The sequence below is a fragment of the Plantactinospora sp. KBS50 genome (genome assembly GCF_002285795.1).
GTDB lineage: Bacteria > Actinomycetota > Actinomycetes > Mycobacteriales > Micromonosporaceae > KBS50.
In genome coordinates this window covers 3,927,435-3,952,397 of sequence record NZ_CP022961.1, presented here as the reverse complement: position 1 = coordinate 3,952,397, position 24,963 = coordinate 3,927,435, and the positions used below count along the sequence as shown (strand labels likewise).

The window sequence follows — 24,963 nt, the reverse complement described above, 5'->3', positions numbered from 1 at the left end:
GGGGAGTGGGTATGGCGGAACTGGCCATCGAGCGGGGATTCCTCCCCGCCTACGCCCGGCTGGAACGCCGGGTGCAGCGCGCCGTCGACGCCGCCATCGCCAAATTCGCCGAGCACACCCATGCCGGTATCCATCTGGAGAAGTTGACCAAATCACGGGATCCACACATCCGCACCATCCGGGTCGACAGGTTTTACCGCGGAGTGGTCCTCTCCCTCGGCCAAGAGAAGTACGCCCTCCTGAACGTCCTGCCACACGAGGACGCCATCGCGTTCGCCATGAGCCGCCGGTTCACCGTGAACCAGGCGCTGGGCGTGCTGGAGATGCGCGACCAGCAGAGCATCGACGACTTCGCCCGGCACACGCCGGTCGAACCGTCCGGTACCGGCCTGTTCACCGGCGTCTCCACCGCCGACCTGGTCCGGCTCGGCATCGACGAGGACCTGGTGCCGCTGCTGCGGCTGATCCGCACCGAGCAGCAGTTCGAGAGCCTCGCCGGTCGGCTGCCCGAGGTGCAGTCCGACGTGCTCAGCGGCCTGGCCAGCGGGCTGCCCGTGGAGGAGGTCTGGGCCGAACTCGCCGACCGCATCGTGTCCGGGGTGGACACCGACGATCTGGTGACCGCGGCGCGGCGGACCCCCGAGCGGATCGCCTTCGTCTCCGGGCCGATCGAACTGGCCGCCATCCTGGCCCACCCGTTCGACGTGTGGCGCACCTTCCTGCACCCCACCCAGCGGGACGTCGCCTACCGCGACAGCTACAGCGGTCCGGCGCTGGTCACCGGCAGCGCCGGCACCGGAAAGACCGTGACCGGCCTGCACCGCGCGGTCTTCCTCGCCGGGCGGCTGCCCGACGACGGCACGAAGGTGCTGCTGACCACGTTCACCCGGGCGCTGGCCGAGGCGCTGGACCGGCAGTTGTACCGACTCGCCGACAACCCGGCCGCGCGCGACCGCATCGCCGTGATCAGCGTCGACAAGCTGGCCTACGACATCGTCCGGCGCTCCGGACAGAAGGTCGGCATCGCCGACGACGAGGTGCTCGACCAGCTCTGGTCGGCGGCGGCCAAGGCCGGACCGACGTACGTCGACCGGGCCGGCCGGGTGACCCCGTTCAGCGCCGCCTTCCTCAGGCGGGAGTGGGAACAGGTGATCCTGGCCCAACAGTTGACCACCATGGCGGCCTACCGGGACGCACCCCGGCGCGGACGCGGCGAGGCGCTGCGCGGCGCCCAACGCGAACAGGTGTGGGCCGCGATCGAGGGCGTGGTGCGGGAGCTGGCGAAACGCCGCCAGCGCACGCACACCCAGCTCGCCGACGAGGCGGCCCGGATCGCAGCCGGGGCACCCTCGCCGTACCGGCACATCGTGGTGGACGAGGGGCAGGACCTGCACCCCGCACAGTGGCGCCTGCTGCGCGCCCTCGTACCGCCCGGACCCGACGACCTGTTCCTGCTCGCCGACCCCTACCAGCGCATCTACGACAGCCACGTCTCGCTGGGCCAGCTCGGCATCCAGGTCCGCGGCCGGACCCGCCGGCTCACCGTCAACTACCGCACCACGCACGAGATCCTGGACCTGTCGGTCAAGGTGCTCGGCGGTGACGCCGCCGTCGGCCTCGACGACGAGGGCGACTCGCTGCGCGGCTACCGCTCCGTCACCCGCGGCGGCGTACCGACGATCGTGGCCCACCCGGATCGGCACAGCGAGTCCGAGGCGCTGATCGAGCAGGTCGGGACCTGGCTGGACCAGGGCGTCGAACCGCACGCGATCGGCGTTGCCGTGCGCACCGGGCAACTCGTGGCCACCCTGAGCCGGACCCTCGCCGAGGCGCACATCCCGGTCGCCGACGACAAGTGCGGCACCGACGGGGTGAAGATCGCCACCATGCACCGGATGAAGGGCCTGGAGTTCCAGTGCCTGGCCGTCGCCGGCCTGGACGCCGAGGCGCTGCCCTCGCCGTACGCGCTCACCCCCGCCTCGGAGGACCCGCACGCCCACCGGCAGGACCTGCAACGGGAACGCTGCCTGCTGTTCGTCGCGCTCACCCGCGCCCGCGACGTGCTCTACCTGTCCCACAGCGGCACCCCCAGCAGCCTGCTGCCGGAGCAGCGGTGAACGCCCCCGAACTCGGCGCCGCGGCCCGGTCGGTCTGGGGCAAGACCGACCGCTCGGGCGCCTCACCGGTCGGCTGGCTGCCCCTGTGGCGGCACCTCGCCGACGCCGCCGACGTCGCCGGACAGCTCTGGGACCACTGGCTCGGGGCCGCCGTCCGGCGCCGGATCGCCGACGAACTGCCCGGCGGCGACGCCGACGCCCGGACCCTGGCCGGGTGGCTCGCCGGGGTGCACGATGTCGGCAAGGCCACCCCCGCGTTCGCGATCCAGGCGCCGCACCTGGCCGAGCGGATGCGCGACCACGGGCTCGGCTACGACCGGGACCTGATCAGCGCCGACCGCCGGTACGCCCCGCACGCCACCGCGGGACACCTGGTGCTGGCCGACTGGCTCCAGGAACAGGACTGGACCGACCCGCACGCGTACGCGGTGGTGGTGGGCGGCCACCACGGCATCCCGCCCACCGACGAGGGTCTGCGGGACGCCCGGATCCGTACCCACCTGCTCGGCGACACCGCCTGGGGCAGGTCCAACGCGAGCTGCTGAGCTGGATGACCGACCGCTGCGACGCCGGCAAGCGGCTGGTCGGCTGGAGCGAGGTGGCGCTGTCGCAGCCCGTCCAGGCCGCCCTGACCGGCCTGGTCATCGTCGCCGACTGGATCGCCAGCAACGAGAAGTACTTCCCGTACGTGCTGGACCGCTCCGACTCCCACCGGCTGACCGCCGGCTGGACCACCGTGCACCTGCCGGTGCCCTGGCAGCCCGCCGCCGCCCCGGCCGGCGTGGCGGAACTCTTCGCGGCGCGCTTCGACCTGCCGCCCGGCGCCGCACCCCGCCCGGTGCAGCACACCGTCGCCGAACTGGCCGAGAGCATGCCCGCGGCCGGGATGATCATCGTCGAGGCGGCCATGGGGGAGGGCAAGACCGAGGCCGCGCTGGCCGCCGTGGAGATCCTGGCCCGGCGTACCGGCGCCGCCGGCTGCTACCTGGCGCTGCCCACCCGCGCCACCAGCGACGCCATGTTCGGTCGGGTGCTGTCCTGGCTGCGCCGGCTGCCGGACGCGCGGACCGACCGCGGCGACCGGGACGTGCGGCTGGCCCACGGCAAGGCCGCGCTCAACCCCGAATACGACCAGCTCCGCTGGACCTCCCTGCCCCGCGGCATCGCCCAGGACGCCGGCGGGACCGACATCGGCGTGCACGCCTGGCTGGCCGGCCCGAAGCGGACCATGCTGTCCAGCTTCGTCGTCGGCACCATCGACCAACTGCTGTTCGCGGCGTTGCGCAGCCGGCACCAGGTGCTGCGGCACCTCGGCCTCGCCGGCAAGGTCGTCGTCATCGACGAGGCGCACGCCTACGACGTCTACATGGGACGGTTCCTGGACCGGGCGCTCGAATGGCTCGGTGCCTACGGCGTACCGGTGGTGATCCTCTCGGCGACCCTGCCGGCCGGGCGCCGGGCCGAGATGATGGCCGCCTACGACACCGGCCGGCTCGGGCCGCCGCCGAAACTCACCTGGCGGGACCGGAACAAGCCGAAGATCGACCCGTACGCCGAACTCCGCACCGACCTGCGCTACCCGCTGGTGACCGTCTCCGCCGCCCAACGCGGCGCCGTCGCCACCGCCTGCGGCGACTCCGGCCGGCACCTGCAGGTCCGGCTGCGGCGGCTCGACGACGATCCGCCGGCCCTGGTCGAGCTGCTGCGCGACCGGCTCGCCGACGGCGGCTGCGCGCTGGTCATCCGCAACACGGTGGCCCGGGTCCAGGAGACCGCCGCCGACCTGCGCGCCGCGCTCGGACCCGACACCCCCGTCGCGGTCGCACACTCCCGGTTCATGGCCGTCGACCGGGCCGCCAGGGACCGCTGGCTGCGCGACACCTTCGGCCCGCCCGGCGCCGGCACCCGGCCGTACCGGCACGTGGTGGTGGCCAGCCAGGTCGCCGAGCAGTCCCTGGACATCGACTTCGACCTGCTCGTCACCGACCTGGCCCCGGTCGACCTGGTGCTGCAACGCGTCGGCCGGCTGCACCGGCACCCGCGCCCCGGCCGGCCGGCCCGGCTCGCCGAGGCCACCTGCTGGATCACCGGCGCCGACTGGGCGACCGAACCGCCGCAGCCGGTCAGCGGCTCCCGCCGGGTCTACCAGCCGGCCGCCCTGCTGCGCAGCGCCGCCGTGCTGCTGCCGCACCTGGACGGCACGCCGCTGCGAATTCCCGCCGACATCTCGCCGCTGACCCAGGCCGCGTACGGGGACGCGCCGGTCGGCCCGGCGGCGTGGCGACCGGTGCTGGACGAGGCCGAGGCGAAGCAGCGCGACGAGATCGCCGCCAAGGAGTCGAAGGCCGACGGCTTCCGGCTGGCCGGCGTCGACGAACCCGGCGTACCGCTGGTCGGCTGGCTCTCCGGCGGCGTCGGTAACGCGGACGACCGCGCCGCGCAGGGCCACGTCCGCGACACCGACTCCGACTCCTTCGAGGTCATCCTCCTGGTACGCACCTCAGCCGGCCTCGTCGTTCCCCCATGGATCGCTGGCGGTGGGGTAGTCGTTCCCACCGAAACCACCCCCGATTGGAACCTGGCCCGTTCCGCCGCCCGGTGCACGCTCCCGCTCCCGCGGCTGATGGCGTCCGTCGATGTCATCGACGAGGTGATCGCCGATCTGGACGGCCGCATCGACCTGCGTGCCTGGCAGGACAACCCCTGGCTCTCCGGCGAACTGGTCCTCGACATCGACGAGGCCGGCGCGGCGACCGTGGCCGGGTTCGACCTGCACTACGACCCGGACGAGGGGCTGCGGGTCACCCGCACCGCGGCCTGAGTCCACTTCGACCGAAATCGAGGAGGCGATGCCGGTGACCGGCACACCACTGACCGGCACCCCATCCCAACCACCCGGGTTTTCGCTGGTGGACGAGGCGTGGATTCCGGTGCTGGACGCCGCGGGCCACCGCCGCGACGTGTCCCTGCCGGAGCTGTTCGCCCTCGCCGGCGACCTGCGGATGATCGCCTGCGAGCTGCCCACCCAGACGTTCGCGATCCTGCGGCTGGCGCTGGCGATCCTGCACCGCAGCACCGGCGGACCGGCCGGGGAGGCGGCCTGGCGGGCGCTGTGGCGGGACCCGCGGCTGCCGGCCGGGGAGATCGCCGACTACCTCGGCGAGTTCCGCGACCGGTTCGACCTGCTGCACCCGCAACGGCCGTTCTACCAGGTCGCCGACCTGCGGGCGGCGAAGGAGGACAGGTACGACCTGAAGCGGCTGATCGCCGACGTACCCAACGGGATGCCGTTCCTCACCACCCGCGCGGGCCCGGGCATGGCGAGCATCCCACCCGCCGAGGCGGCCCGCTGGCTGGTGCACTGCCAGGCGTACGACCCGTCGGGCATCAAGACGGGGGCGCTCGGCGACCCGCGGGTCAAGGGCGGCAAGGGTTACCCGATCGGGACCGGCTCGGTCGGCGCCCTCGGCGGCGTCTACCTGGAGGGCGCCACCCTGCGGGAGACCCTGCTGCTCAACCTCGTCCCGGCGGCACCCCGCTGGCAGCGCTCCGACGAGCGGGACCTGCCGGTCTGGGAGCGCGAGCCGCAGACCGCGACCGAGGAACCGGAGGCCACCCGCGGCCCGTACGGTCCGCTCAGCCTCTACACCTGGCAGTCCCGGCGGATCCGGCTGTTCGGTACCGCCGGCGGCATCACCGGGGCGATGATCTCCAACGGTGACCGGCTGGACTGGCAGGACCGGCACCTGACGGAGCCGATGAGCGTCTGGGGGCGCAGCGGCCCGCGCGAGCGGGAGCAGAAGAAGACCCCGATCTACCTGCCCCGGCCGCACGACCACGGCCGGGCGCTGTGGCGCGGCCTGCAGACGCTGCTGCCGGCGCCGCCGCAGTCCGGCGCCGAGCCGGCGCAGCGGCTCTCCCCGATGGTGGTGCAGTGGCTGGCCAGGCTCACCGTCGACGGCGTGGTGGGCGCGGACTTCCGGGTCCGGCCGCGGGCGGTGAGCATCACCTACGGCACCCAGATGGCCGTCGTGGACGAGGTGTTCAGCGACGCGCTCACCATGAACGTGCTGCTGCTGGTCGAGGACTCCGGGCTGCGCGCGACGGCGGTCGACGCGGCCGCCGACGCCGACATCGCCGTGGTGCTGCTGCGCCGGCTGGCCGAGAACCTGGCCCGCGCCGCCGGCAGCCGCGACGACGCGGTCGGCGACGCCGACCGTGCGGGCGAACGCGGGTACGCGCTGCTGGACCGGGCGTACCGGGACTGGCTGGCCCGGCTCGGACCGGGCAGCGACCCGGCGGCCGAGCGCGCCGACTGGCAGCGCCTGGTCGGCCGGGCCATCCGCCGGCTCGGCGGCGAACTGGTCGCGGCCGCCGGACCGGCGGCCTGGATCGGCCGTACGCGCACCGACCGCAACGGCAGGGACGTGCACTACTCCAGCTCGCAGGCCGAGGCGTGGTTCCACCGCGGGCTGACCAGGGCGCTGCCGATGGCGACCGGGTCGGAGCAGCAGGGACCGGAGCAGCAGGGACCGGAACAGCAGAGACAGGAGGAGCCGGTATGACCGTGACCGAGACCGATCGGCCGAAGGCACGCGGCCGGCGCCGCCGCGACCTCGGCGAGCATGTCGCCGGCGTCGTCGGCGCGCTCCAGGCACGGGCGCTGGCCAACCCGCCCGTTCCGGAGGCGGTCGGCGCGCTGGCCCGGCTGCGCCGCGGGCTGGGCAGGGCGCCGGGCTTCGACTTCGGCCTGGAGCGCTACCTCCAGGTGCCCGAGGACCTGCTCGGCTACCGGCCGGCCGACGACACCCAGGCCACCGACAGCGAGCACGCGGTGCACGACGCGGTGACCCTGTACGCGCTGCACCAGCAGTCCCGCCGGGAGCGGATGCACGTGGCCGGTCGCGGGCTGGGGCAGGCGCTGGCCGACCTGGTCCGCCGATCCGCCGGGCCGGACGGGGTACGCCGCCGGTTCGCCGCGCTCGGCACCGCCAGCACCTACCCGGAGAGCATCTACCACCTGCGCAGCCTGACCACCATGCTGCGCGAGCAGCAGATCCCGCTCGACTACGGCCTGCTCGCCGACGACCTGCGGCTGCTGCGCGGACTCGACGGCCCGGCGAAGGTCCAGGCCATCTGGGGCCGCGAGTTCTTCCGCAGCCACCCGGGGGCCGACGCGGGAACGCCCGGCGCGCAAGCCTCCGGCGCCGGCACCCCCGATCGCAACCCCCGCGGCACCGCCGCCACCAGCACCGAGGAGAACTGACCATGAACCGGACCATCATCGACCTGTACGCGTTGCAGACCGTGCCGCCGAGCAACCTCAACCGCGACGACACCGGCTCCCCCAAGACCGCCATCTACGGCGGGGTACGCCGGGCGCGGGTCTCCAGCCAGGCGTGGAAGCGGGCCATCCGGCTCGCCTTCGCCGACCTGCTGGACCCCTCCCAGCTCGGCGAGCGGACCAAGCGGGTCGGCGAATCCCTCGCCAGGCGGATCAGGGCCCTCGAACCGGAACTCTCCGATGAGGAGGCCTCGGCGCTGGCCGCAAACGTCTTCGTGACCGGCGGACTGGCCAAGCTCGACAAGAAGAAGGGCGAGCTGAAGGACGTCGAGTCCGGCTACCTGCTGTTCCTGAGCCACCGGCAGCTGGACAACCTGGCGCGGGCCGCGCTGGAGGCGGAGCGCGGCGGCGCCCCGCTGGACAAGGCCCGGTTCAAGACGCTCGTCGACACCGAACACTCGATCGACATCGCCATGTTCGGCCGGATGGTGGCCGACATGGCGGACATCAACGTCGACGCCGCGTGCCAGGTGGCGCACGCCATCAGCGTGCACGGCGTGGACAACGAGTTCGACTACTTCACGGCCGTCGACGACCGCAAGGCCGACGCCGCCGAGACCGGCGCCGGCATGATCGGCACCATCGAGTTCAACTCGTCCACCCTCTACCGGTACGCCACCGTCGACGTCGACGCGCTGCACGAGACGCTGGGCGACCCGGCCGCCACCCGCGCCGCGGTGGAGGCGTTCCTGACCGCCTTCGCCCGCAGCATGCCGACCGGCAAGCAGAACACGTTCGCGCACCGTACGCTGCCGGACGCCGTACTGGTGCGGCTGCGCGACACCCAGCCGATCAACCTGGTCGGCGCGTTCGAGACCCCGATCCGGGAGACCCAGGCCGCCGGGCGGATCGAGCTGGCCGCCGCCGCGCTGGCCCGGCACACGGCCGCGGTGGAGAACGCGTACGGGGAGCGGCCGGTGGCCAGTTGGGTCACCCAGGTCGGCGAGCAGACCGCCGTGCTGGCCGACCTGGGCAAGTCGGTCAGCTTCGCCGAACTGGTCGCCGGGGTGAGCGAACAGGTCGATGTGGCGCTCGGGCAGTCGGCGCTCGGAGAGTCCGGATTCGGGCAGCCGGCGCTCGGGCAGCCGGCATGAGTGTGCTGCTGCTGCGGCTGGGCGGTCCGCTGCAATCGTGGGGCTCGTCCAGCCGCTTCGCCCGCCGGGGCACCGAGGTCGCACCCTCCAAGAGCGGCGTACTCGGGCTGCTCGCCGCCGCCCGCGGGATGCGGCGTACCGAACCGCTCACCGACCTGCTCGGCCTGGAGTTCGGGGTACGGCTGGACCAGCCCGGCCAGGTCCTGCGCGACTTCCAGACCGCCCGCACCCTGGACGGCCGGCAGAGCGCGCCGCTGACGTACCGGTTCTACCTGTCCGACGCGGTGTTCCTGGCCGCGGTCGGCGGCGCACCGGACCTGCTGCACGGCCTGGCGGAGGCGCTGCGCCGGCCGAAGTTCCCGCTCTACCTCGGCCGCCGCTCCTGCCCGCCGGACGGGCCGGTCAGCCTGGGCGTGCACGACCTGACCCTCGACGACGCGCTGACGCAGTGGCCGTGGCTGGCCACCGAGCGCTACCGCCGGCGGGCGGCTCGTACCGAACGGCTGGAGATCATCCGGGATGCCCGGCCCGGTGAACCGGTCACCGAGACCGTGCCCGACACGCCGGTGAGCTTCGACCCGGCGCACCGCCAGCACACCTGGCGCTCCGTGCTGCGCCGGCACGTCGATGTCAGCAACGAACTCGTCGAACGGGCCGGTGTCACCGAGCATGACCCGCTGAGCCTGCTGGGAGGCTGACCATGTTCCTCACCCGGTTCCAGATCAACCCGGCCCGCCGCGGCGCCCGCCGGCTGCTCTCCTCACCCCAGGTGCTGCACGCCGCGGTCCGCGCCGGCTTCGCCGCGCCGGAGGACCACGAGCGCGACGGCGCCCGTACCCTGTGGCGGCTCGACTCGCCCACCCCCACCACCGTGCACCTCTACATCGTCAGCCCCGGCCGGCCCGACCTGACCCACCTGGTCGAACAGGCCGGCTGGCCGACCACGGAAACCTGGGTGACCCGGGACTACGGCCCGCTGCTGGACGGGCTGCGACCGGGCCAGGAGTGGGCGTTCCGGCTCACCGCCAACCCCAGCCACAGTGGACGTAAGACCGCCGACGCGAAGGAAACCCAGCGCTTCGGCTACCTGCGGGAGGAGGAGCAGGTCGGCTGGCTGACCGGCCGGGCCACCCGGCTCGGCTTCACCGTGGCCACCCAGCAGGACGGTCGTCCCAACGTACGGTTGCACCGGCGCCAGACGTACAGCTTCAAGCGTGGGCTGGGCACGGTCACCCTCACCACGGCGACCTACGACGGAGTCCTGCGGGTCGGCGACGCGGACGCCTTCCGGCGCTCGCTCACCGGGGGGATCGGCCACGCCAAGGCGTACGGCTGCGGTCTGCTCACCCTCGCCCCGGCGGGGTGAGCCGGCCGGATGAAGATCCCCGGCGTGCCGCCAACCGAGATTACCGACCTTTCGCTGCGCCGCTGGGATGACAGCGGCGTCGAACTCGGTGCCGGCCGCGACCACGCCGACTTCGGCGAGGTCGGCTTCGCATGGCGGTCATCGTCCTCACCGCCTGCCCGGCCGGGCTCCGCGGGCATCTGACCCAGTGGCTCATCGAGATCTCCGCGGGCGTGTACGTCGGCCATGTCAGCACCCGGGTCCGCCGGCGCCTCTGGAGCCGGGTGACCGAGCTGGCCGGCGCGGGCCGCGCGCCGATGGTCCTTCAGGTACGCGGTGAGCAGCGGCTGTCCGGATTCCCGCCCGCTGGACCTCCTGGAAGCGGCCGGCTCCTTGTGCGGGAGCGATCAGCGGCGTCCCGGGCCAACCCGTCCCGCCGGCGTGTCCAGCCCTGTTTTCCCAGTTCACGCTGGTGGCTCAGGCGTCTCGCCGGACCGATCGGGCCGGTCGCGGCGGCGCCGGTCGGGGCGGCGCCGGTCGGGGCGGCGCCGGTCGGCGCGTGTCGAAGCGCGCCTCGGGTGGGTGCCGACGGCGCTTTGCTCTGCTGCCCTGGACGCGGCAGCATGATGCCCGATCGTCGGCCATCAACCCCGCGTGCGCGGGGAACCAAGCGGGCCAACCCTGGCCTCGTCCACCGGTACCGGATCACCCCCGCGGGCGCGGGGAGCGGTGCTGCCGTCGTACAGGGCGGGCGTGCGACGGGACCGTGCCGCCCACGGCGTCCGAGTGGCTGACGCGCATCCGGTTCGCGCCGAAAATCCCTCTCGGGCCGTCCACCCGCACTCCGGGTGGCTTCGAATACTTTCACGCCCGGCTCACCCGGAGCACCCCTATTCCAACCTGGACGCGAAGTATCGTCCGGACGTCCGGACCTGCCGCGGACGCGCACGTGGGGCGGTGCTCGGCGTTCAGGTGGAGGACCGCGCGAACCAGACCCGGGCGCGACCGTGAGTCATACACCAGGTACCTCAAAGCGTCCGGTTGAGGTACCTGACGTATGACTGAGCGTCCGGTTCGACGGGTGCGCGCGGGGTCGGGGGAGCGGACTTGATCGTGTCGCTGGTCGGCGAGCCCGGCGTGCGCGGGGATCGGACCGGTACGACGCCGGGCGGGTTGTCGGCGGCCTCGACGCAGTCCTCCGAGTTGCCGCTGCTGCGGGTGCTCCTGTGCCAGTTTGCGCCGGTCAGGTCCATGAGTCTGCCGCCTCCGAGATCAACGTGAGGGTAGCTGCGCCGGGCGGGGCCTCCGCTCGTACGGACTCCCATGCCTGCCGCAGCGAGTGCACGTCCGCGGTCCGCCGGCTGGCCCGGCGGCCCGGCGGCCCGGCGGCCGACAACCGTGAGCCGCGATCCGTAACCGTGCGTGCCCGCCCGGGGCGATTGTGCACGTCGCACGCCGTCCAGCGGGCCGAGGTTACGGTTGGGTCACGGTCATCAACACGTGTTGCGCAACCGATGAAGCTGGTCACAGCATGTCGCGTAACACGTTAGCAACACGGGTTGATGACCGACGCTGAGGAGTTCGTGGTGGCAGTACGCCGGGCCGATGTGGCGCGACTGGCCGGTACCTCACCGGCCGTGGTGAGCTACGTACTCAACGGTGGCCCCCGTGGCGTCGCGCCGGCGACCAAGGCCCGGGTGCTCGCCGCGGTGGAACAGCTCGGCTACCGCCCGAACGGCATCGCCCGGTCGCTGCGGATGAACCGCACCATGACGCTCGGGCTGGTGGTGCCCGACACCGCCAACCCGTTCTTCGCCGAACTCGCCCGGGCCATCGAGGAGGCCGCCTTCGCCACCGGCTACACGCTGCTGATCGGGAACGCGGCCGAGGACGACGAACGGCAGACCAGCTACGTACGTACCTTCCTGGCCCGGCGGGTCGACGGCCTGTTCCTGGTCCCCGCGCACGGACCGGCCCGGGTGCTGCCCGAGTTGCAGCGTTCCCGGGTCCCGTGGGTGGCGCTGGACCGGCAGAGCCCGGGTGGCGCCGCACCGGCCGTCGTCACGGACAACCGGGCCGGCGCCCGCCAGGCCACCGAGCACCTGCTCGCGCACGGCCGCAAGCGCATCGCCTGCATCTCCGGACCCGAGGACGTGGTACCGGCCAACCTGCGGGTGGCCGGCTGGCGGGACGCCCTGGCCGCGGCCGGTGTACGCACCAGCGAGATGGCCGTCTGGCACGGGGAGTTCGGCCGGCGCGCCGGTTACCGGGGCGCGCGGGAACTGCTCTCGGGCGGCGACTACGACGGCGTCTTCGTGGCCAGCGACGAGCAGGCCTTCGGTGCGCTGCGGGCGTTGCAGCAGCGCGGTATCCGCTGCCCGCAGGACGTGGCGATCGCCTCGTTCGACGGTATCGCCGCGGCGGCCTACTCGACGCCGGCGCTGACCACCATGGCCCAGCCGTTCGCCGAACTCGGCCGCACCGCGATGAACCGGCTGCTGGCCCAGTTTGACGGCACCAGCGCGGACACCACCACCTCGGTGGTGCCGACCTCGCTCGTCGCGCGGGGATCCTGCGGCTGCCCCGACCCGCCCGGCGGGGACGCGGACGAAACCCCGGCCGCGGGCGACAGCCGGGCCGCGGGCGAAACCCCGGCCGCGGGCGGCAGCCGGGCCGCGGGCGACAGCCGGGCCGCGGGCGACAGCCGGGTCGGGGACGGGATCCGGGTCGGGGACGGGATCCGGGCCGGGCACGACGGCAACGAGTCGGGCGGGGGGAGCGCATGAGCAGGGTGATCGTGGTCGGCAGCGCCAACGTCGACATCACCACCCGGGTGGAGCGGCTGCCCGTACCGGGGGAGACGGTGCTCGGCGCCGAGGGCGCGTTCCGGCCGGGCGGCAAGGGTGCCAACCAGGCCGTCGCCGCCCGCCGGCTCGGGGCCGAGGCGGTGCTCTGCGCGGCCGTCGGCGCCGACGCGTTCGGCCGGCAGCTCACCGCCGACCTCGCCGCCGCCGGGATCGACCCGGAACAGCTCCTGGTGGTCTCCGGGGACATCACCGGGGTGGCGATGATCGTGGTGGCCGGCGACGGCGAGAACACCATCGTCGTGGTGCCCGGGGCCAACCACGCGCTGGACGCGTCCGCGGTGACCCGCCTCGGCGACCGGCTCGCCCCCGGCGACGTGCTCGTGCTGCAACTGGAGGTACGGCTCGACACCTGTCTCGCGGCGGCGACCGCGGCCCGCCGCGCCGGGGCGCGGGTGCAGCTCAACGCCGCGCCGCTGCCCAAGTCCGGCGACCCGACCCTGGCCGCGCTGCTGGAACTGGTCGACGTGCTGGTGGTCAACGAGACGGAGGCGGCCAGCCTGTCCGGGCGGGCCGCGCCCACCGGTACCGATCGGTGGATCGAGGTCGCCGCCGACCTGCGGCGGCTCGGCCCGGCGGCCTGCGTGGTCACGCTCGGCGCCCGCGGCGCCGTCGCGCACGACGGCGACACCGGCTGGAGCCAGCCGGCGTTCCCGGCCTCCGTGGTGGACACGACCGGCGCCGGGGACGCCTTCTGCGGCGCACTGGCGTACGCCCAGGCCGCCGGTCTGCCGCTGGCCGAGGCGGTACGCCGGGGCTGTGCCGCCGGTGCCCTGGCCACCGCGCGGATCGGCGCGCAGTCCGCGCTGCCCACCGCGGCGGAACTGGATCAACTACTGGCAGGGGAGGCGTGATGCGCCAGGCAGGACTCTGGCACCCGAGGCTGGCCCACCTGGTCACCGGGCTGGGGCACGGTGAGTCGATCGTCGTGGCGGACCCGGGCCTTCCGGTGCCCGGTGACGTGGAGACCGTGGACCTCGTCTACACCCGCGGCGAGCCCGGCCTGCTGAGCGTGCTCCGGCCGATTCTCGCCGAGCTGGTGGTCGAGACGGCCACCGTGGCCGAGGAACTCACCGACCCGCGGCTGGCCGGCGAGCTGACCGGCGCGCTGGGCGACATCCCGGTGACCCGGGTGTCGCACGAGCGGCTCAAGGCGCTGACCGGGGGCGCCCGCGCGGCGGTGCGCACCGGCGAGGCCACCCCGTACGCCAACGTGATCCTGCGAGCGGGGGTGCCGTTCTGATGACCGCCACCGGCAGCGTCCCGGCCGACTACTCCGAGCGGGTGTACGCCGGGGTCCTCGGCAAGATCATCGCCGTGTACCTGGGCCGGCCCTTCGAGGGCTGGCGGCACGACCGGATCCACGCCGAACTGGGCGACGTCACCTGGTACGTCAACGGCCGGTCCGACGTCGCGCTCAAGCACCACCTGCTGGTGGTCACCGACGACGACATCAGCGGCACCTTCGTCTTCCCCCGCGCACTGCGCGATGCCGGGATCGACCCGACCAGCGCGCAGGTCGGGCAGACCTGGCTGAACTACATCGTCGAGAACACCTCCGTGCTGTGGTGGGGCGGCCTGGGCAACTCCACCGAACACACCGCGTACCTGCGGATGAAGGCCGGGGTGCTGCCGCCGGAGAGCGGCAGCATCGCCCGCAACGGCCGGGTCGTCGCCGAGCAGGTCGGCGCGCAGATCTTCGTCGAGGGCTTCGCGCTGACCTGCCCGGGTGACCCCGCGGGGGCCGCGCGACTGGCCGAGCGGGCCGCCCGGGTCAGCCACGACGGGGAGTCCGTCCACGCGGCCCGGGTGGTCGCGGCGCTGGTCGCCGGGGCCTTCACCGAGACCGACATGGACCGGCTGCTGGACACCGCGGTCGCGCTGATCCCGGCCGACAGCCTGATCGCCCGGGTCATCGCCGACGTGCGGGGTTGGGCGGCCGAGCACGAGGACTGGAAGGACACCTACCGCCGGATCGACGAGCGGTACGGCTACCACCGGTACGGCGGCAACTGCCACGTGGTGCCCAACCACGCGGTGCTGATCGCGGCGCTGGCGCACAGCGGCGGCGAGTTCAACCAGGCCATGACGGTGGTCACCACCTCGGGTTGGGACACCGACTCCAACGCCGGCAACGTCGGTGCCATCTGCGGCGTGTTCGGCGGTCTCGCCGGCCTGGCCAACGGCCGGGACTGGCGCGGCCCGCTGGCCGACCGGATGTACCTGCCCACCGCCGACGGGGGCGGCTGCGTCACCGACGCCGCCCGGGAGGCGCACGCCCTGGCCGACCTGGGCCGCAGCCGGTACGGCGGGCCGGCGCGACCGGCGCCGCGACCCCGTTTCGACTTCACCCTGCCCGGTTCGGTGCACGGGTTCGCCGCCGCGGAGCGCAACGCGTTCGGCGACGGGGTGCCGGACACCGGCGGCGCACCGCACAACGACGGCGGCCGGCTGGCCATCGACTCGGCGCAACTCGTGGTCACCCCGACGTTCGTCCCGCCGGAGGCCCGCGACATGCCGATCTACGGCCTGGTCGCCAGCCCGACCCTGTATCCCGGGCAGACCGTCCGGGCCCGGGTGTCCGGCCCGGCCCGGCTGGCGATCCAGGTCTACACCGGCACCGACGAGGTCCGGACGATCCTCGGCCCCGAGGGCTCTCCGGCGCGGCCGACCGACCTGGTCTGGACGGTCCCCGACCTGGACGGACAGCCGGTCGTCGCGGTCGGCGTGCAGACCGGCGGCCCGGCCCACCTGCACCAGCTCGATTGGGACGGCGCCGCCGACACCCGGCTGTCCCGCCCCGCCGACGGGGGAAGCATGTGGCGCCGGGCCTGGGTGCAGGCCGTCGACCGGTTCGACGACCGGTGGCCCGAGCCGTACCGGATCGTGCAGAACACCGGCACCGGCATGCTCATCACCGGCGCCCGCGAGTGGCGCGACTACGCCGTCACCGCCGACGTGACACCGCACCTGGCCGAGGCCGCGGGCATCGCGATCCGGGTGCAGGGCCTGCGCCGGCACTACCGGCTCGAACTGGCCGGCCGGGACCGGGTCCGGCTCACCCGCGGCGACACCGTGCTGGCCGAACGGGCGTTCCCGTGGGAGTTCGGCGACACCCACCAGCTACGGCTGGCGGCCGTCGGCGACCGGCTACGCGCGGACGTCGACGGCGACCAGGTCTTCGACCTGCGGGACGGCGCCTACTCCGAAGGAGGTGTCGCCCTCACGGTCACCGAGGGTCGCACCACGACCCACACCGTCACCATCTCCGCCCATCCCGACCGGGACACGCGTCCCGGCCGAACATCCGAAGAGGGAAACCGATGACTGGACCACACCTGAGCCGTCGTAGTCTCCTGTCCAGCGCCGGACTGGCGGGCCTCGGCCTCGCCGTACCCGGGCTGCTCACCGGGTGCGGCGGCGGCGACAGCGCCGCCGGCGACGGTACCGGCACCGTCGACTTCTGGATCGACGTGACCGGCGACGCCAACCAGAAGTACTTCCTGGACAAGGTGGTCGCGCCGTTCGAGAAGGCCAACCCGAAAATCGACCTGAACACCACCTTCTACAAGGGCGCGGACCTGCGCCGGCTGGTGCAGACCGCTTTGCAGGCCAAGTCCGGCCCGGACATCGTCCGCGGCCCGGCCGCCACCCAGACCATCGCCTGGAGCAAGGCGCACGTGCTGGCCGACCTGAGCGGGTACGCGAAGAAGTGGGACTGGAACAGCCACCTCGCCGAGTGGGCGATCCAGGCGTTCACCCAGGACGGCAAGCTGTACGCGCTGCCGATGCGGGTCGACACCATGCTGCTGTACTTCAACAAGACGCTGTTCGCGGACAAGGGCTGGCAGCAGCCGACCAACCGCGACGAGCTGGAGGCGCTGGCCACCGAGGCCAACGGCCAGGGCATCATCCCGTTCGGCTCGTCGAACACCGACTGGAAGGCCGCCGGCGAGTGGCTGATGACGGTGTTCTGGAACCACTACGCCGGCCCGGACGCGCTGTACCAGGCGCTCAAGGGTGACATCCAGTTCACCGACCCGGTCTTCGTCGACTCGGTGGCGCTGCTCAAGAGCTACTTCGACAAGGGCTGGTTCACCGGCGGCACCGACAAGTGGTTCTCCGTCCCGGCCCAGGAGGTCGGCGCCAAGTTCGGCCAGGGCGGGTACGCCATGGTGCCGCAGGGCGGCTGGTTCATGAGCCAGGTGGGCAGCTTCTTCGGCTCCGCCGCCAAGAACGACAACGACTGGGACTGGATGCCGTACCCGGCGCTGCGCCCGGAGGTGGCCTACCCGCTGTTCGAGATGGGCATCGGCGGATCGCTGGCGATCAACGCGAACAGCAAGAACCAGGACGCCGCGGCCAGCTACCTCAACTGGTACTACACCGACAAGGCGGCGGCGCTGGAGCGGATGGCCGACGTGCCGGCGACGTACAACATCCCGATCACGTTCGACGAGAGCGAGATCCCCGACCGCATCGACCCGCGGTCCGGCCGGGTGCTGACCTCGGTCAACCAGGCCATCCAGAACGGCAACTACGGCTACGTCACCTGGACCTGGTGGCCGCCGAAGGCGGACGTCTTCGTCTACGAGGGGCTGGAGCAGGTGCTCACCGGCAAGATGTCGCCGAAGGACTACTGCGCCAAGCTGGCCGAGCAGTTCAACACCGAGCGGGCCGAGGGCAACCTGCCGCAGTTGATGCCGCGGGGTGCGGCCAAGTGACGGCGACGTCGGTGCCGGCCCGGCCGCGCGCGGGAGCGCGCGCCCGGGGCCGGCCCGGCCGGCGCGGCAGGCTGGTCGGGTGGCTGTTCCTGGCGCCGCTGCTGCTGCTCAACGGCCTGGTGGTGATCGGACCCTCGGTCGCCACCGTCTACTACTCGCTCACCGACTGGTCGGGGCTGGGCCCGGCGACGTTCATCGGGTTGGACAACTACGTCCGGGCCTTCGGCGACGACAAGGTGCACGCGGCGCTGTGGCACAACACGGTCTGGTTCGTCCTGTTCCTGTCCGTACCGATGGCCATGGGGCTGCTCGGGGCGCACCTGCTCTCGCAGGTCCGCCGGTTCCAGATGCTGTTCCGGGCGCTGTACTTCATCCCGTACGTGGTGGCCAGCGTGGTCAACGCGGCGGTGTGGAAGATGCTGCTCTCGCCGACCAGCGGGCTCGGGCACGTCCTCGGCATCGACCAGGCGTGGCTGGGTGACCCGGCCACCTCGCTGCTGAGCGTCAACTTCGTGGTCAACTGGCACTGGTGGGGCTTCCTCGCGGTGATCTTCTTCGCCGCGATGCAGGGCGTCGACCCGCAGCTGTACGACGCGGCCAAGGTCGACGGCGCCAACGGCTGGCAGCGGTTCCGCTCGGTCACCCTGCCCGGCATCCGGCCGACGGTCGTGTTCATCCTGCTGATGACCGTGATCTGGACGCTCAAGGCGTTCGACTACATCTTCATCATGACCGAGGGCGGCCCGGCCGGGTCCAGCGAGGTCATGGCGACGCTCATGTACAAGCAGGCGTTCAACGAGTACTCCGCCGGGTACGCCGCGGCGCTCGGTCTGTCGATGACCGTCGTCACCGCGATGGTGCTCGCGGTGTACCAGATTCTGCGCAAGCGGGGGTGGGAGACATGACCGCGGCCACCATGCGTCCACCGGCCTCGGCATCGGCCCCGGCTCCGGACACCGCGCCGCCGGCCCGGCGTCCCCGGCGCGGCCGGGGACTGTTCCCGGCGTACCTGGTCCTGGTGGTGCTGGCGCTGTTCGCGATCGGCCCGCTGGTGGCGCTGCTGTTCAACGCGTTCAAGAACAACGCCCAGATCGGCGCCAGCCCGCTCACCCCGCCCTCGTCGCTGAGCCTGACCAACTTCACCGAGGCGTGGACCCGGGGCGACTTCGCCGTCACCATGAAGAACAGCGCGATCCTGTGCGTGGGCACCGTCGCGGGCACCTGCGTGATCGCCGGGATGGCCGCGTACGCGCTCAGCCACCTGCGGGTGCCCGGCGGCAACGGGGTGCTGGCGTACCTGTTCCTCGGCAGCTCGCTGCCGGTGCAGCTGTTCGTGGTGCCGCTGTTCTTCCTCTGGACCGAGCTGCGGCTGACCGACAGCCTGTTCGGCCTGATGATCATCTACTGGGCCGTCGACGCGCCGTTCGCCACCCTGCTGCTGCGCAGCTTCCTGGTGAAGGTGCCGACCGACTTCGTCGAGGCGGCCCGGCTGGACGGGGCGTCGGACGCGCAGATCGCCCGCCGGGTGGTGCTGCCGCTGGCCTGGCCGGGCTTCCTCACCGTCGGCCTGATCGCCGGCCTGATGGCCTGGAACGAGTTCTTCTGGGCGATCACCTTCATCCACGACCCGTCCAAGCGGCCCATCTCCACCAGCTTCCTGGCCTTCCAGGACCAGCACTCGACCGACTGGGGACTGACCAGCGCCGCCGCGCTGTTCATGCTGCTCCCCGTGGTGATCCTGTTCCTCGCCCTGCAACGGCGGTTCGTCGCGGGCCTGACCTCGGGGGGTTTGAAGTGACCCGACCCAACATCATCCTGATCATCTCCGACCAACTGCGCCGGCAGGCGCTGGGCTGCTACGGCGACCCGAACGTCAGCACGCCGAACATCGACGCCCTGGCCGCCTCGGGAACCCGGTTCACCGCCGCCTCCTCGACGTACCCGGTCTGTGTGCCGTTCCGGTTCTCGCTGATGACCGGGGAGTACGCGCACACCCGGTTCATCCCGTCGATCGAGTGGCGGATGTCGCCGGCCGAGCGGACCCTCGCCGACGAGTTCAACGAGGCCGACTACCGCACCGCGCTGTTCGGCAAGTGGCACCTGTACGGCAACTTCGGCCACTACCCGGGGCACAACGTGGTCAAGGCGTCGCGTACCCCGGTGCCGCGCCCCTTCCAGGGCCGTTTCCAGCACTTCGCCGGCTTCGACATCTGCAACGACCCGTACGACACCTGGTACTCCACCCACGACGACCCGACGATGCGCAAGATCGAGGGCTACCAGACCGACGGCCTGTTCGACCTGGCCATCGACTACGCCACCGGCGGCCCGGCCGGCGCGACCGGCGCCGGGTCCGCCACCGGCGACGGTACGGCGGGACAGCGGGAGCCGTTCGCGGCGGTGCTGTCCGTGGAACCCCCGCACCCGCTGTTCACCGCGCCGCCGGAGTACCTGGACCGGTGGCGGGACCGCGAACTGGTGCTGCGCGACAACGTCGAGGTGGACAAGGAGTACCGCAAGCGCGGGCCGCACGGCCGGGACCTCCTGGACGACCTGCGGGTGTACTACGCGATGATCGAGAACCTGGACGACAACGTGGGCCGGCTGGTCGCCGCGCTGCGCGCGAGCGGGCAACTGGACAACACCATCATCGCGCTCACCGCCGACCACGGCGAACTGCTCGGCTGCCACGGCGTGCTGGCCAAGCAGCGACCGTGGGAGGAGTCGATCGGCATCCCGCTGATCATCGGGAACGTCGGCGGCGGCGGCCGTACCGTGGCCGACCCGGTCTGCACCGAGGACCTCTTCCCGACCCTGCTCGGCCTCGCCGGGATCACCCCCCGCGACCCGAAACCGGGCCTGAACCTGGCGCCTGTCGCCCGCGGCCAGGCCGAGGGCCTGGACCGGGACGCGGTGCTGCTGGAGTTCGTCGCCGAGATGCGGCCGGAGGTCCCGTTCCACGAGGAGACCTGGCGCGGCATCCGCACCCGCCGCCACAAGTACACGGTGCTCGGCGACGCGCACGGCGGCAAGCCGTGGCAGTTCTTCGACCTGGAGTCCGATCCGTACGAGCTGACCAATCTGGTGGACGACCCGGACCACGCGGACCTGGTGAAACAGCACCACGAGCTGCTGCGCGCCCGGTTGGCCGAGAGCTACGACCACTACGTGCTCGCCCCGGCGTTCGGCTGCCCGGGCCTGAACACCTGGGACCCGAAGGCGGAACACCAGAAGCGGTTCGGCTGAGCCATCCCCTCCGGAAGGTGACACCATGCGCATCCGCTCCCACACGACCGGCCGGCGGCGGCTCGCCGCGATCGTCGGCACCGCCGTCCTCACCCTCGTCGCGGCGCTGCTGACCGCGGCCCCGGCCACCGCGAACGGCGCGCCGTACGTCGGCAAGCAGTACGACTACGGCGGCACCGTCACCGACATCAACGGCGGCCTGTCCACCGTGGACTCCATCGCCGCCAGCATCACCGCCTCGACCGCCGCCACCGAGTCGGCGATCGCCGCGCAGCGCGCCACGCTGCCCTACGGCGACATCACCCCGGGCGCCGGCCCGGCGCTGAGCCTCTACCCGGGACCGTCCGGGGTGGCGGCCTCCAACCGGTACGCGGTCACCGTCAACGGGCAGTCGTCCTTCACCTACCAGGCGCTGGCCCGCAAGACCGACACCAACCGGGAGGAGGACACCTCGTGGACCTCGTTCTCCTTCAGCGGATCGGTGACGGTGCAGGTGACGGCGCTGAACCAGAGCGGCCTGACCGGCTGCATGGTGCGCCCCTACGCGGCGGCCATCGCCACCTCGTACGCGAACAACGTCTGCACGTTCACGATGAGCCAGCCCCGCAACGTCTCGGTGGAGTTCAACCCGAACATCCACAACCCGATCGCGCACCCGATGCTGGTCTTCGCCAACCCGCCGGAGAACGACGTCCCGCCGGCCACCGGCGACCCGAACGTGCGCTACTTCGGCCCCGGGGTGCACTACCTCGGCGCCGGCCAGGTGCTCCAGGACAACCAGACCATCTACCTGGCCGGCGGGGCGTACCTGCAGGCCGCGTTCATCGCCCCGGGCGCCGTGCACAACCTGACCATCAAGGGTCGCGGCATCATCGACGGGCTCTTCCTGGACACCGGTGACCAGGACCTGAACAAGAACCAGCCGGGCATCATCGACATCGCCGACCAGAGCTCAACGAACGTGCTCATCGAGGGGATCACCATCGTCAACGCGCCCCGGTTCAACGTCCGGGCGCTGGCCCAATACACCACGATCGAGAACGTCAAGACGATGTCCTGGTGGTACTCCACCGACGGCATGGTGGGCGGGAACAAGAGCCTGCTGGAGAACAACTTCGTCAAGTCCAACGACGACTCGATCAAGCTGTTCTGGGGCGACACCATCGCCCGGAAGAACACCATCTGGCAGTTGGAGAACGGCGCCTCCTTCATGATCAGCTGGAACCTGGAGGTGGACAGCCAGAACTTCCACGTCTACGACAACGACGTCATCCACGTGGAGCACTACTTCCTGGCGAAACCGGCAGTCTTCCGGGCGCTGCACGCCGGCTCCGGCACACCCCACCGCTACCTGTTCGAGAACATCCGGGTCGAGAACGCCAACTGGCGGCTGTTCTACCTCGCCGTCGAGAACAACAAGTGGTACGACCCGAGCAAGGGCTACGGCGAACTCGACCAGCTCATCTTCCGCAACATCCACTCGTACAGCCAGTACTCGCAGCCCAACGTCGTGCGCGGGATCGACGGCACGCACAAGGCCCGCAACATCAACTTCGTGAACGTCTACGACGGCGCCAACTGCATCTGGAACGCCGGCACCTTCGACATCGACCCGGCCAGCACCAACGCGATCCGGATCGCCAAGAGCCAGGACGGGAGCTGCTGGACATGACCGCACGACCCAACGTCGTCGTCGTACTGGCCGACGACATGGGCTGGGGCGACCTCGGCAGCTACGGGTCCGCGATCCCCACCCCGGAGATCGACCGGCTGGCCGCCGAGGGCGTGCGGGCCACCGACTGCCACTCGGCCTCCGCGGTCTGCACCCCGAGCCGGTACGCGCTGATGACCGGCCGGTACGCCTGGCGCGGTCCGCTGAAGAACTTCGTGCTGATGGGCCACGGGCCGGCTCTCATCGAGCCGGCCCGACCCACCCTCGCCGCGGTGCTGCACGCCGCCGGGTACGCCACCGGCGCCTTCGGCAAGTGGCACCTCGGCCTGGGCTGGCGGCACACCGACGGATCGGTCCGGGACGCCTTCGCCCCCGGCGCCCGCCTGCACGACGACATCGAGACCGACTTCGGCCGGGACATCGACTACACCGCGCCGGTCACCGGCGGCCCGACCGCGCTCGGCTTCGACCGGTTCTTCGGCATCGCCGGATCGCTCGACATGCCCCCGTACGCCTTCATCGACCAGGACCGCACGCTCGGCGTACCGGACCGGGAGAAGCGGACCTACCTCACCGAACAGCGGCCCGGCCGGCAGACCGAGGACTTCGACGAGACCGAGGTCGACGTCCGGTTCGTCGCCGAGGCGGTGCGCTGGATCGAGGCCCAGCAGGAGCCGTTCCTGTGCTACCTGGCGCCGTCGGCCCCGCACCGGCCGAACGTACCGCCGGCCTTCCTGCGCGGCCGCTCCGGCCTCGGCGACCGGGCCGACGGGGTCTGCCTGGTCGACTGGGCGGTCGGGCAACTGCGGGCGGCGCTGGCCGCCAAGGGCGTCCTGGACGACACCCTGTTCATCGTCACCAGCGACAACGGCGCGCCGACGATCTTCACCGACGACGGCGACGTCACGCGGCACCGGCCCAACGGCGACTGGCGGGGCCAGAAGGGCGACCTGTGGGACGGCGGCCACCGGGAGCCGTTCCTGGCCCGGTGGCCCGGACGGCTGCCGGCCGGCACCGTGGTGGACGCCCCGATCTGCCTGACCGACCTGCTGCCGACCGTCTCGGCCGCCACCGGGGCGGACGTGCCGCCCGGCGCCGCCGAGGACGGCCGCAACGTCCTGGGCGTCCTCGCGGGCACGCAGGACGGCGACCCGGACCGGCCGATCGTGCACCACAGCCTCGGCGGCCGGTTCGCGCTGCGCCGCGGCCGGTGGAAGGCGATCTTCTCGGCCGGGGCCGGCGGCGGGTTCTCCGAGCCGTCGATCGGCGACCTGTTCGCCACCGGCTCCGGCAAGGCGCACCCGGCACCGCCGTGGGACGCCGGACACCCCGACGGGCAGCTCTACGACGTACGGGCCGACCCCGCCGAGACGGACAACCGGTGGCGGTCCGAGCCCGCGGTGGTGGCCGAGATGTATGACCACCTTCGGGTGATCTGTGGCGACCCTTCCAGCGGCCTGCCGTTCGACGTCGAGCTAGGGTCGCCGGCATGACAGCATGCTGCGCCCCAGGCCAGCCCGGTGCCGGCACCGCCGCTGCCGCCGCCGCCGCCGCTGCCGCGGCGGCGGCGGGTGGCGGTGCGGCGGCGGGTGGCGGTGCGGCCGGCGCCGGGCCGCGCACCGCCGAGCGCGCCGAGGGCGACCCGGCCGCGCGCTGGGGGTTCACCCCACCCGACCGGGACCCCGCCCAGGTACGCCGCGGCATGGTCGCCATCCCGGCCGGAACGTTCCGGATGGGCGGCGACGACCCGGACGCGTTCCCCGACGACGGCGAGGGACCGGTCCGCGAGGTCACCGTCTCGGCGTACCACATCGACCCGCGGGCCGTCACCAACGCCCAGTTCGCGGCGTTCGTGAAGGCCACCGGGTACGTCACCGAGGCCGAACGGTTCGGCTGGTCGTTCGTCTTCCACCAGTTCGTCCGCGGGCCGGCCCGGCAGCGGGTGCTCAACGCCGGCGTGCCGCAGGCGCCCTGGTGGCTGGCCGTGCAGGAGGCACAGTGGCGGCACCCGGCGGGACCGGGCAGCGGCATCACCGACATCCAGAACCATCCCGTCGTCCACGTGTCGTGGCAGGACGCCACCGCCTACGCCGCCTGGGCGGGCAAGCGGCTACCCACCGAGGCCGAGTGGGAACGCGCCGCCCGCGGCGGCCTGGACGGGGCACGATTCCCGTGGGGCGACGAGTTCACCCCGCGCCGCCAGCACCGCTGCAACACCTGGCAGGGCGAGTTCCCGCACCGCGACACCGGCGCCGACGGCCACGTCGGGACCGCACCCGTGGGCGCGTACCGGCCGAACGCGTTCGGCCTCTACAACACCTCGGGCAACGTGTGGGAATGGTGCGCGGACTGGTTCAGCCCCGACTGGCACGCCGCCGACCGGCCGGAGACCCGGCACGACCCGGTGGGGCCACCCGAGGGCGTCGGCCGGGTCATGCGCGGCGGCTCGTACCTGTGCCACGAGTCGTACTGCAACCGCTACCGGGTCGCCGCCCGCACCATGAGCGGCCCGGACAGCGCGACCGGGCACCTCGGGTTCCGCTGCGCCACCTGACCC

At 72.6% G+C, this 24,963-nt stretch carries 21 protein-coding genes and 1 pseudogene; 21 read left to right on the top strand and 1 reads right to left on the bottom strand.

Annotated elements, in window-relative coordinates; translation table 11 throughout:
- The first annotated feature begins 11 nt into the window (after positions 1-11).
- From CIK06_RS17180 to cas2e, 10 genes and pseudogenes are all read left to right on the top strand, one after another.
- Positions 12-2,117 (top strand): UvrD-helicase domain-containing protein, encoded by a 2,106-nt coding sequence (locus CIK06_RS17180; protein ID WP_095565680.1) that lies wholly within the window; start codon positions 12-14, stop codon positions 2,115-2,117.
- Positions 2,114-2,739, top strand: a pseudogene (locus CIK06_RS31200) (CRISPR-associated endonuclease Cas3''); the annotation flags it as partial. The gene CIK06_RS17180 and the pseudogene CIK06_RS31200, both read left to right, overlap by 4 nt.
- A 249-nt stretch (positions 2,740-2,988) precedes the next feature.
- Positions 2,989-4,938, top strand: a complete 1,950-nt coding sequence (gene cas3 / locus CIK06_RS17175) for a CRISPR-associated helicase Cas3' (protein ID WP_369916220.1) — start codon at positions 2,989-2,991, stop codon at positions 4,936-4,938.
- 34 nt (positions 4,939-4,972) lie between these two features.
- Complete coding sequence (gene casA, locus CIK06_RS17170; RefSeq protein WP_232533680.1) at positions 4,973-6,682, top strand: type I-E CRISPR-associated protein Cse1/CasA; 1,710 nt, start codon at positions 4,973-4,975, stop codon at positions 6,680-6,682.
- Positions 6,679-7,383 (top strand): type I-E CRISPR-associated protein Cse2/CasB, encoded by a 705-nt coding sequence (gene casB / locus CIK06_RS17165; RefSeq protein WP_095565678.1) that lies wholly within the window; start codon positions 6,679-6,681, stop codon positions 7,381-7,383. The genes casA and casB overlap by 4 nt, the downstream gene beginning before the upstream one ends.
- A gap of 2 nt (positions 7,384-7,385) precedes the next feature.
- Positions 7,386-8,555, top strand: a complete 1,170-nt coding sequence (gene cas7e, locus CIK06_RS17160) for a type I-E CRISPR-associated protein Cas7/Cse4/CasC (RefSeq protein ID WP_095565677.1) — start codon at positions 7,386-7,388, stop codon at positions 8,553-8,555.
- Positions 8,552-9,253, top strand: coding sequence for a type I-E CRISPR-associated protein Cas5/CasD (gene cas5e / locus CIK06_RS17155; protein WP_095565676.1), 702 nt, complete (start codon positions 8,552-8,554; stop codon positions 9,251-9,253). Before cas7e ends, cas5e begins: the two co-directional genes overlap by 4 nt.
- A gap of 2 nt (positions 9,254-9,255) precedes the next feature.
- Positions 9,256-9,921, top strand: coding sequence for a type I-E CRISPR-associated protein Cas6/Cse3/CasE (gene cas6e / locus CIK06_RS17150; protein WP_095565675.1), 666 nt, complete (start codon positions 9,256-9,258; stop codon positions 9,919-9,921).
- 9 nt (positions 9,922-9,930) lie between these two features.
- On the top strand, positions 9,931-10,104 hold the full coding sequence (locus CIK06_RS30095; RefSeq protein WP_198347907.1) for a hypothetical protein: 174 nt from the start codon (positions 9,931-9,933) through the stop codon (positions 10,102-10,104).
- A complete protein-coding gene (cas2e, locus tag CIK06_RS30090) occupies positions 10,053-10,694 on the top strand; it encodes a type I-E CRISPR-associated endoribonuclease Cas2e (RefSeq protein ID WP_095565674.1) in 642 nt (213 codons plus the stop codon). Before CIK06_RS30095 ends, cas2e begins: the two co-directional genes overlap by 52 nt.
- A 234-nt stretch (positions 10,695-10,928) precedes the next feature.
- On the opposite strand, the gene CIK06_RS32505 is transcribed toward cas2e, so the two are convergent.
- Positions 10,929-11,153 (bottom strand): DUF397 domain-containing protein, encoded by a 225-nt coding sequence (locus tag CIK06_RS32505; protein WP_095565673.1) that lies wholly within the window; start codon positions 11,151-11,153, stop codon positions 10,929-10,931.
- 309 nt (positions 11,154-11,462) lie between these two features.
- Here CIK06_RS32505 and CIK06_RS17135 point away from each other — a divergent pair, with 309 nt between their 5' ends.
- The 11 genes from CIK06_RS17135 to CIK06_RS17085 are packed head-to-tail and all read left to right on the top strand — an operon-like array spanning position 11,463 to position 24,960.
- On the top strand, positions 11,463-12,686 hold the full coding sequence (locus CIK06_RS17135; protein ID WP_198347906.1) for a LacI family DNA-binding transcriptional regulator: 1,224 nt from the start codon (positions 11,463-11,465) through the stop codon (positions 12,684-12,686).
- Positions 12,683-13,618: a ribokinase gene (locus tag CIK06_RS17130; RefSeq protein WP_198347905.1), complete on the top strand. Its 936-nt coding sequence runs from the start codon at positions 12,683-12,685 to the stop codon at positions 13,616-13,618. Before CIK06_RS17135 ends, CIK06_RS17130 begins: the two co-directional genes overlap by 4 nt.
- Positions 13,618-14,007, top strand: a complete 390-nt coding sequence (gene rbsD, locus CIK06_RS17125; RefSeq protein WP_095565672.1) for a D-ribose pyranase — start codon at positions 13,618-13,620, stop codon at positions 14,005-14,007. Before CIK06_RS17130 ends, rbsD begins: the two co-directional genes overlap by 1 nt.
- Positions 14,007-16,091: an ADP-ribosylglycohydrolase family protein gene (locus tag CIK06_RS17120; RefSeq protein WP_095565671.1), complete on the top strand. Its 2,085-nt coding sequence runs from the start codon at positions 14,007-14,009 to the stop codon at positions 16,089-16,091. Before rbsD ends, CIK06_RS17120 begins: the two co-directional genes overlap by 1 nt.
- Positions 16,088-17,488, top strand: a complete 1,401-nt coding sequence (locus tag CIK06_RS17115) for an ABC transporter substrate-binding protein (RefSeq protein ID WP_095565670.1) — start codon at positions 16,088-16,090, stop codon at positions 17,486-17,488. Before CIK06_RS17120 ends, CIK06_RS17115 begins: the two co-directional genes overlap by 4 nt.
- Positions 17,485-18,393: a carbohydrate ABC transporter permease gene (locus tag CIK06_RS17110; RefSeq protein ID WP_198347904.1), complete on the top strand. Its 909-nt coding sequence runs from the start codon at positions 17,485-17,487 to the stop codon at positions 18,391-18,393. The genes CIK06_RS17115 and CIK06_RS17110 overlap by 4 nt, the downstream gene beginning before the upstream one ends.
- Complete coding sequence (locus tag CIK06_RS17105) at positions 18,390-19,286, top strand: carbohydrate ABC transporter permease (protein ID WP_198347903.1); 897 nt, start codon at positions 18,390-18,392, stop codon at positions 19,284-19,286. The genes CIK06_RS17110 and CIK06_RS17105 overlap by 4 nt, the downstream gene beginning before the upstream one ends.
- Entirely contained in the window at positions 19,283-20,734 is a 1,452-nt protein-coding gene (locus CIK06_RS17100) for a sulfatase (RefSeq protein ID WP_157756810.1), read from the top strand. Before CIK06_RS17105 ends, CIK06_RS17100 begins: the two co-directional genes overlap by 4 nt.
- A 25-nt stretch (positions 20,735-20,759) precedes the next feature.
- Positions 20,760-22,406 (top strand): hypothetical protein, encoded by a 1,647-nt coding sequence (locus CIK06_RS17095; RefSeq protein ID WP_095565669.1) that lies wholly within the window; start codon positions 20,760-20,762, stop codon positions 22,404-22,406.
- Complete coding sequence (locus tag CIK06_RS17090) at positions 22,403-23,899, top strand: arylsulfatase (protein ID WP_095565668.1); 1,497 nt, start codon at positions 22,403-22,405, stop codon at positions 23,897-23,899. The genes CIK06_RS17095 and CIK06_RS17090 overlap by 4 nt, the downstream gene beginning before the upstream one ends.
- Positions 23,896-24,960 (top strand): formylglycine-generating enzyme family protein, encoded by a 1,065-nt coding sequence (locus CIK06_RS17085; RefSeq protein ID WP_095565667.1) that lies wholly within the window; start codon positions 23,896-23,898, stop codon positions 24,958-24,960. The genes CIK06_RS17090 and CIK06_RS17085 overlap by 4 nt, the downstream gene beginning before the upstream one ends.
- Positions 24,961-24,963: the final 3 nt, after the last annotated feature.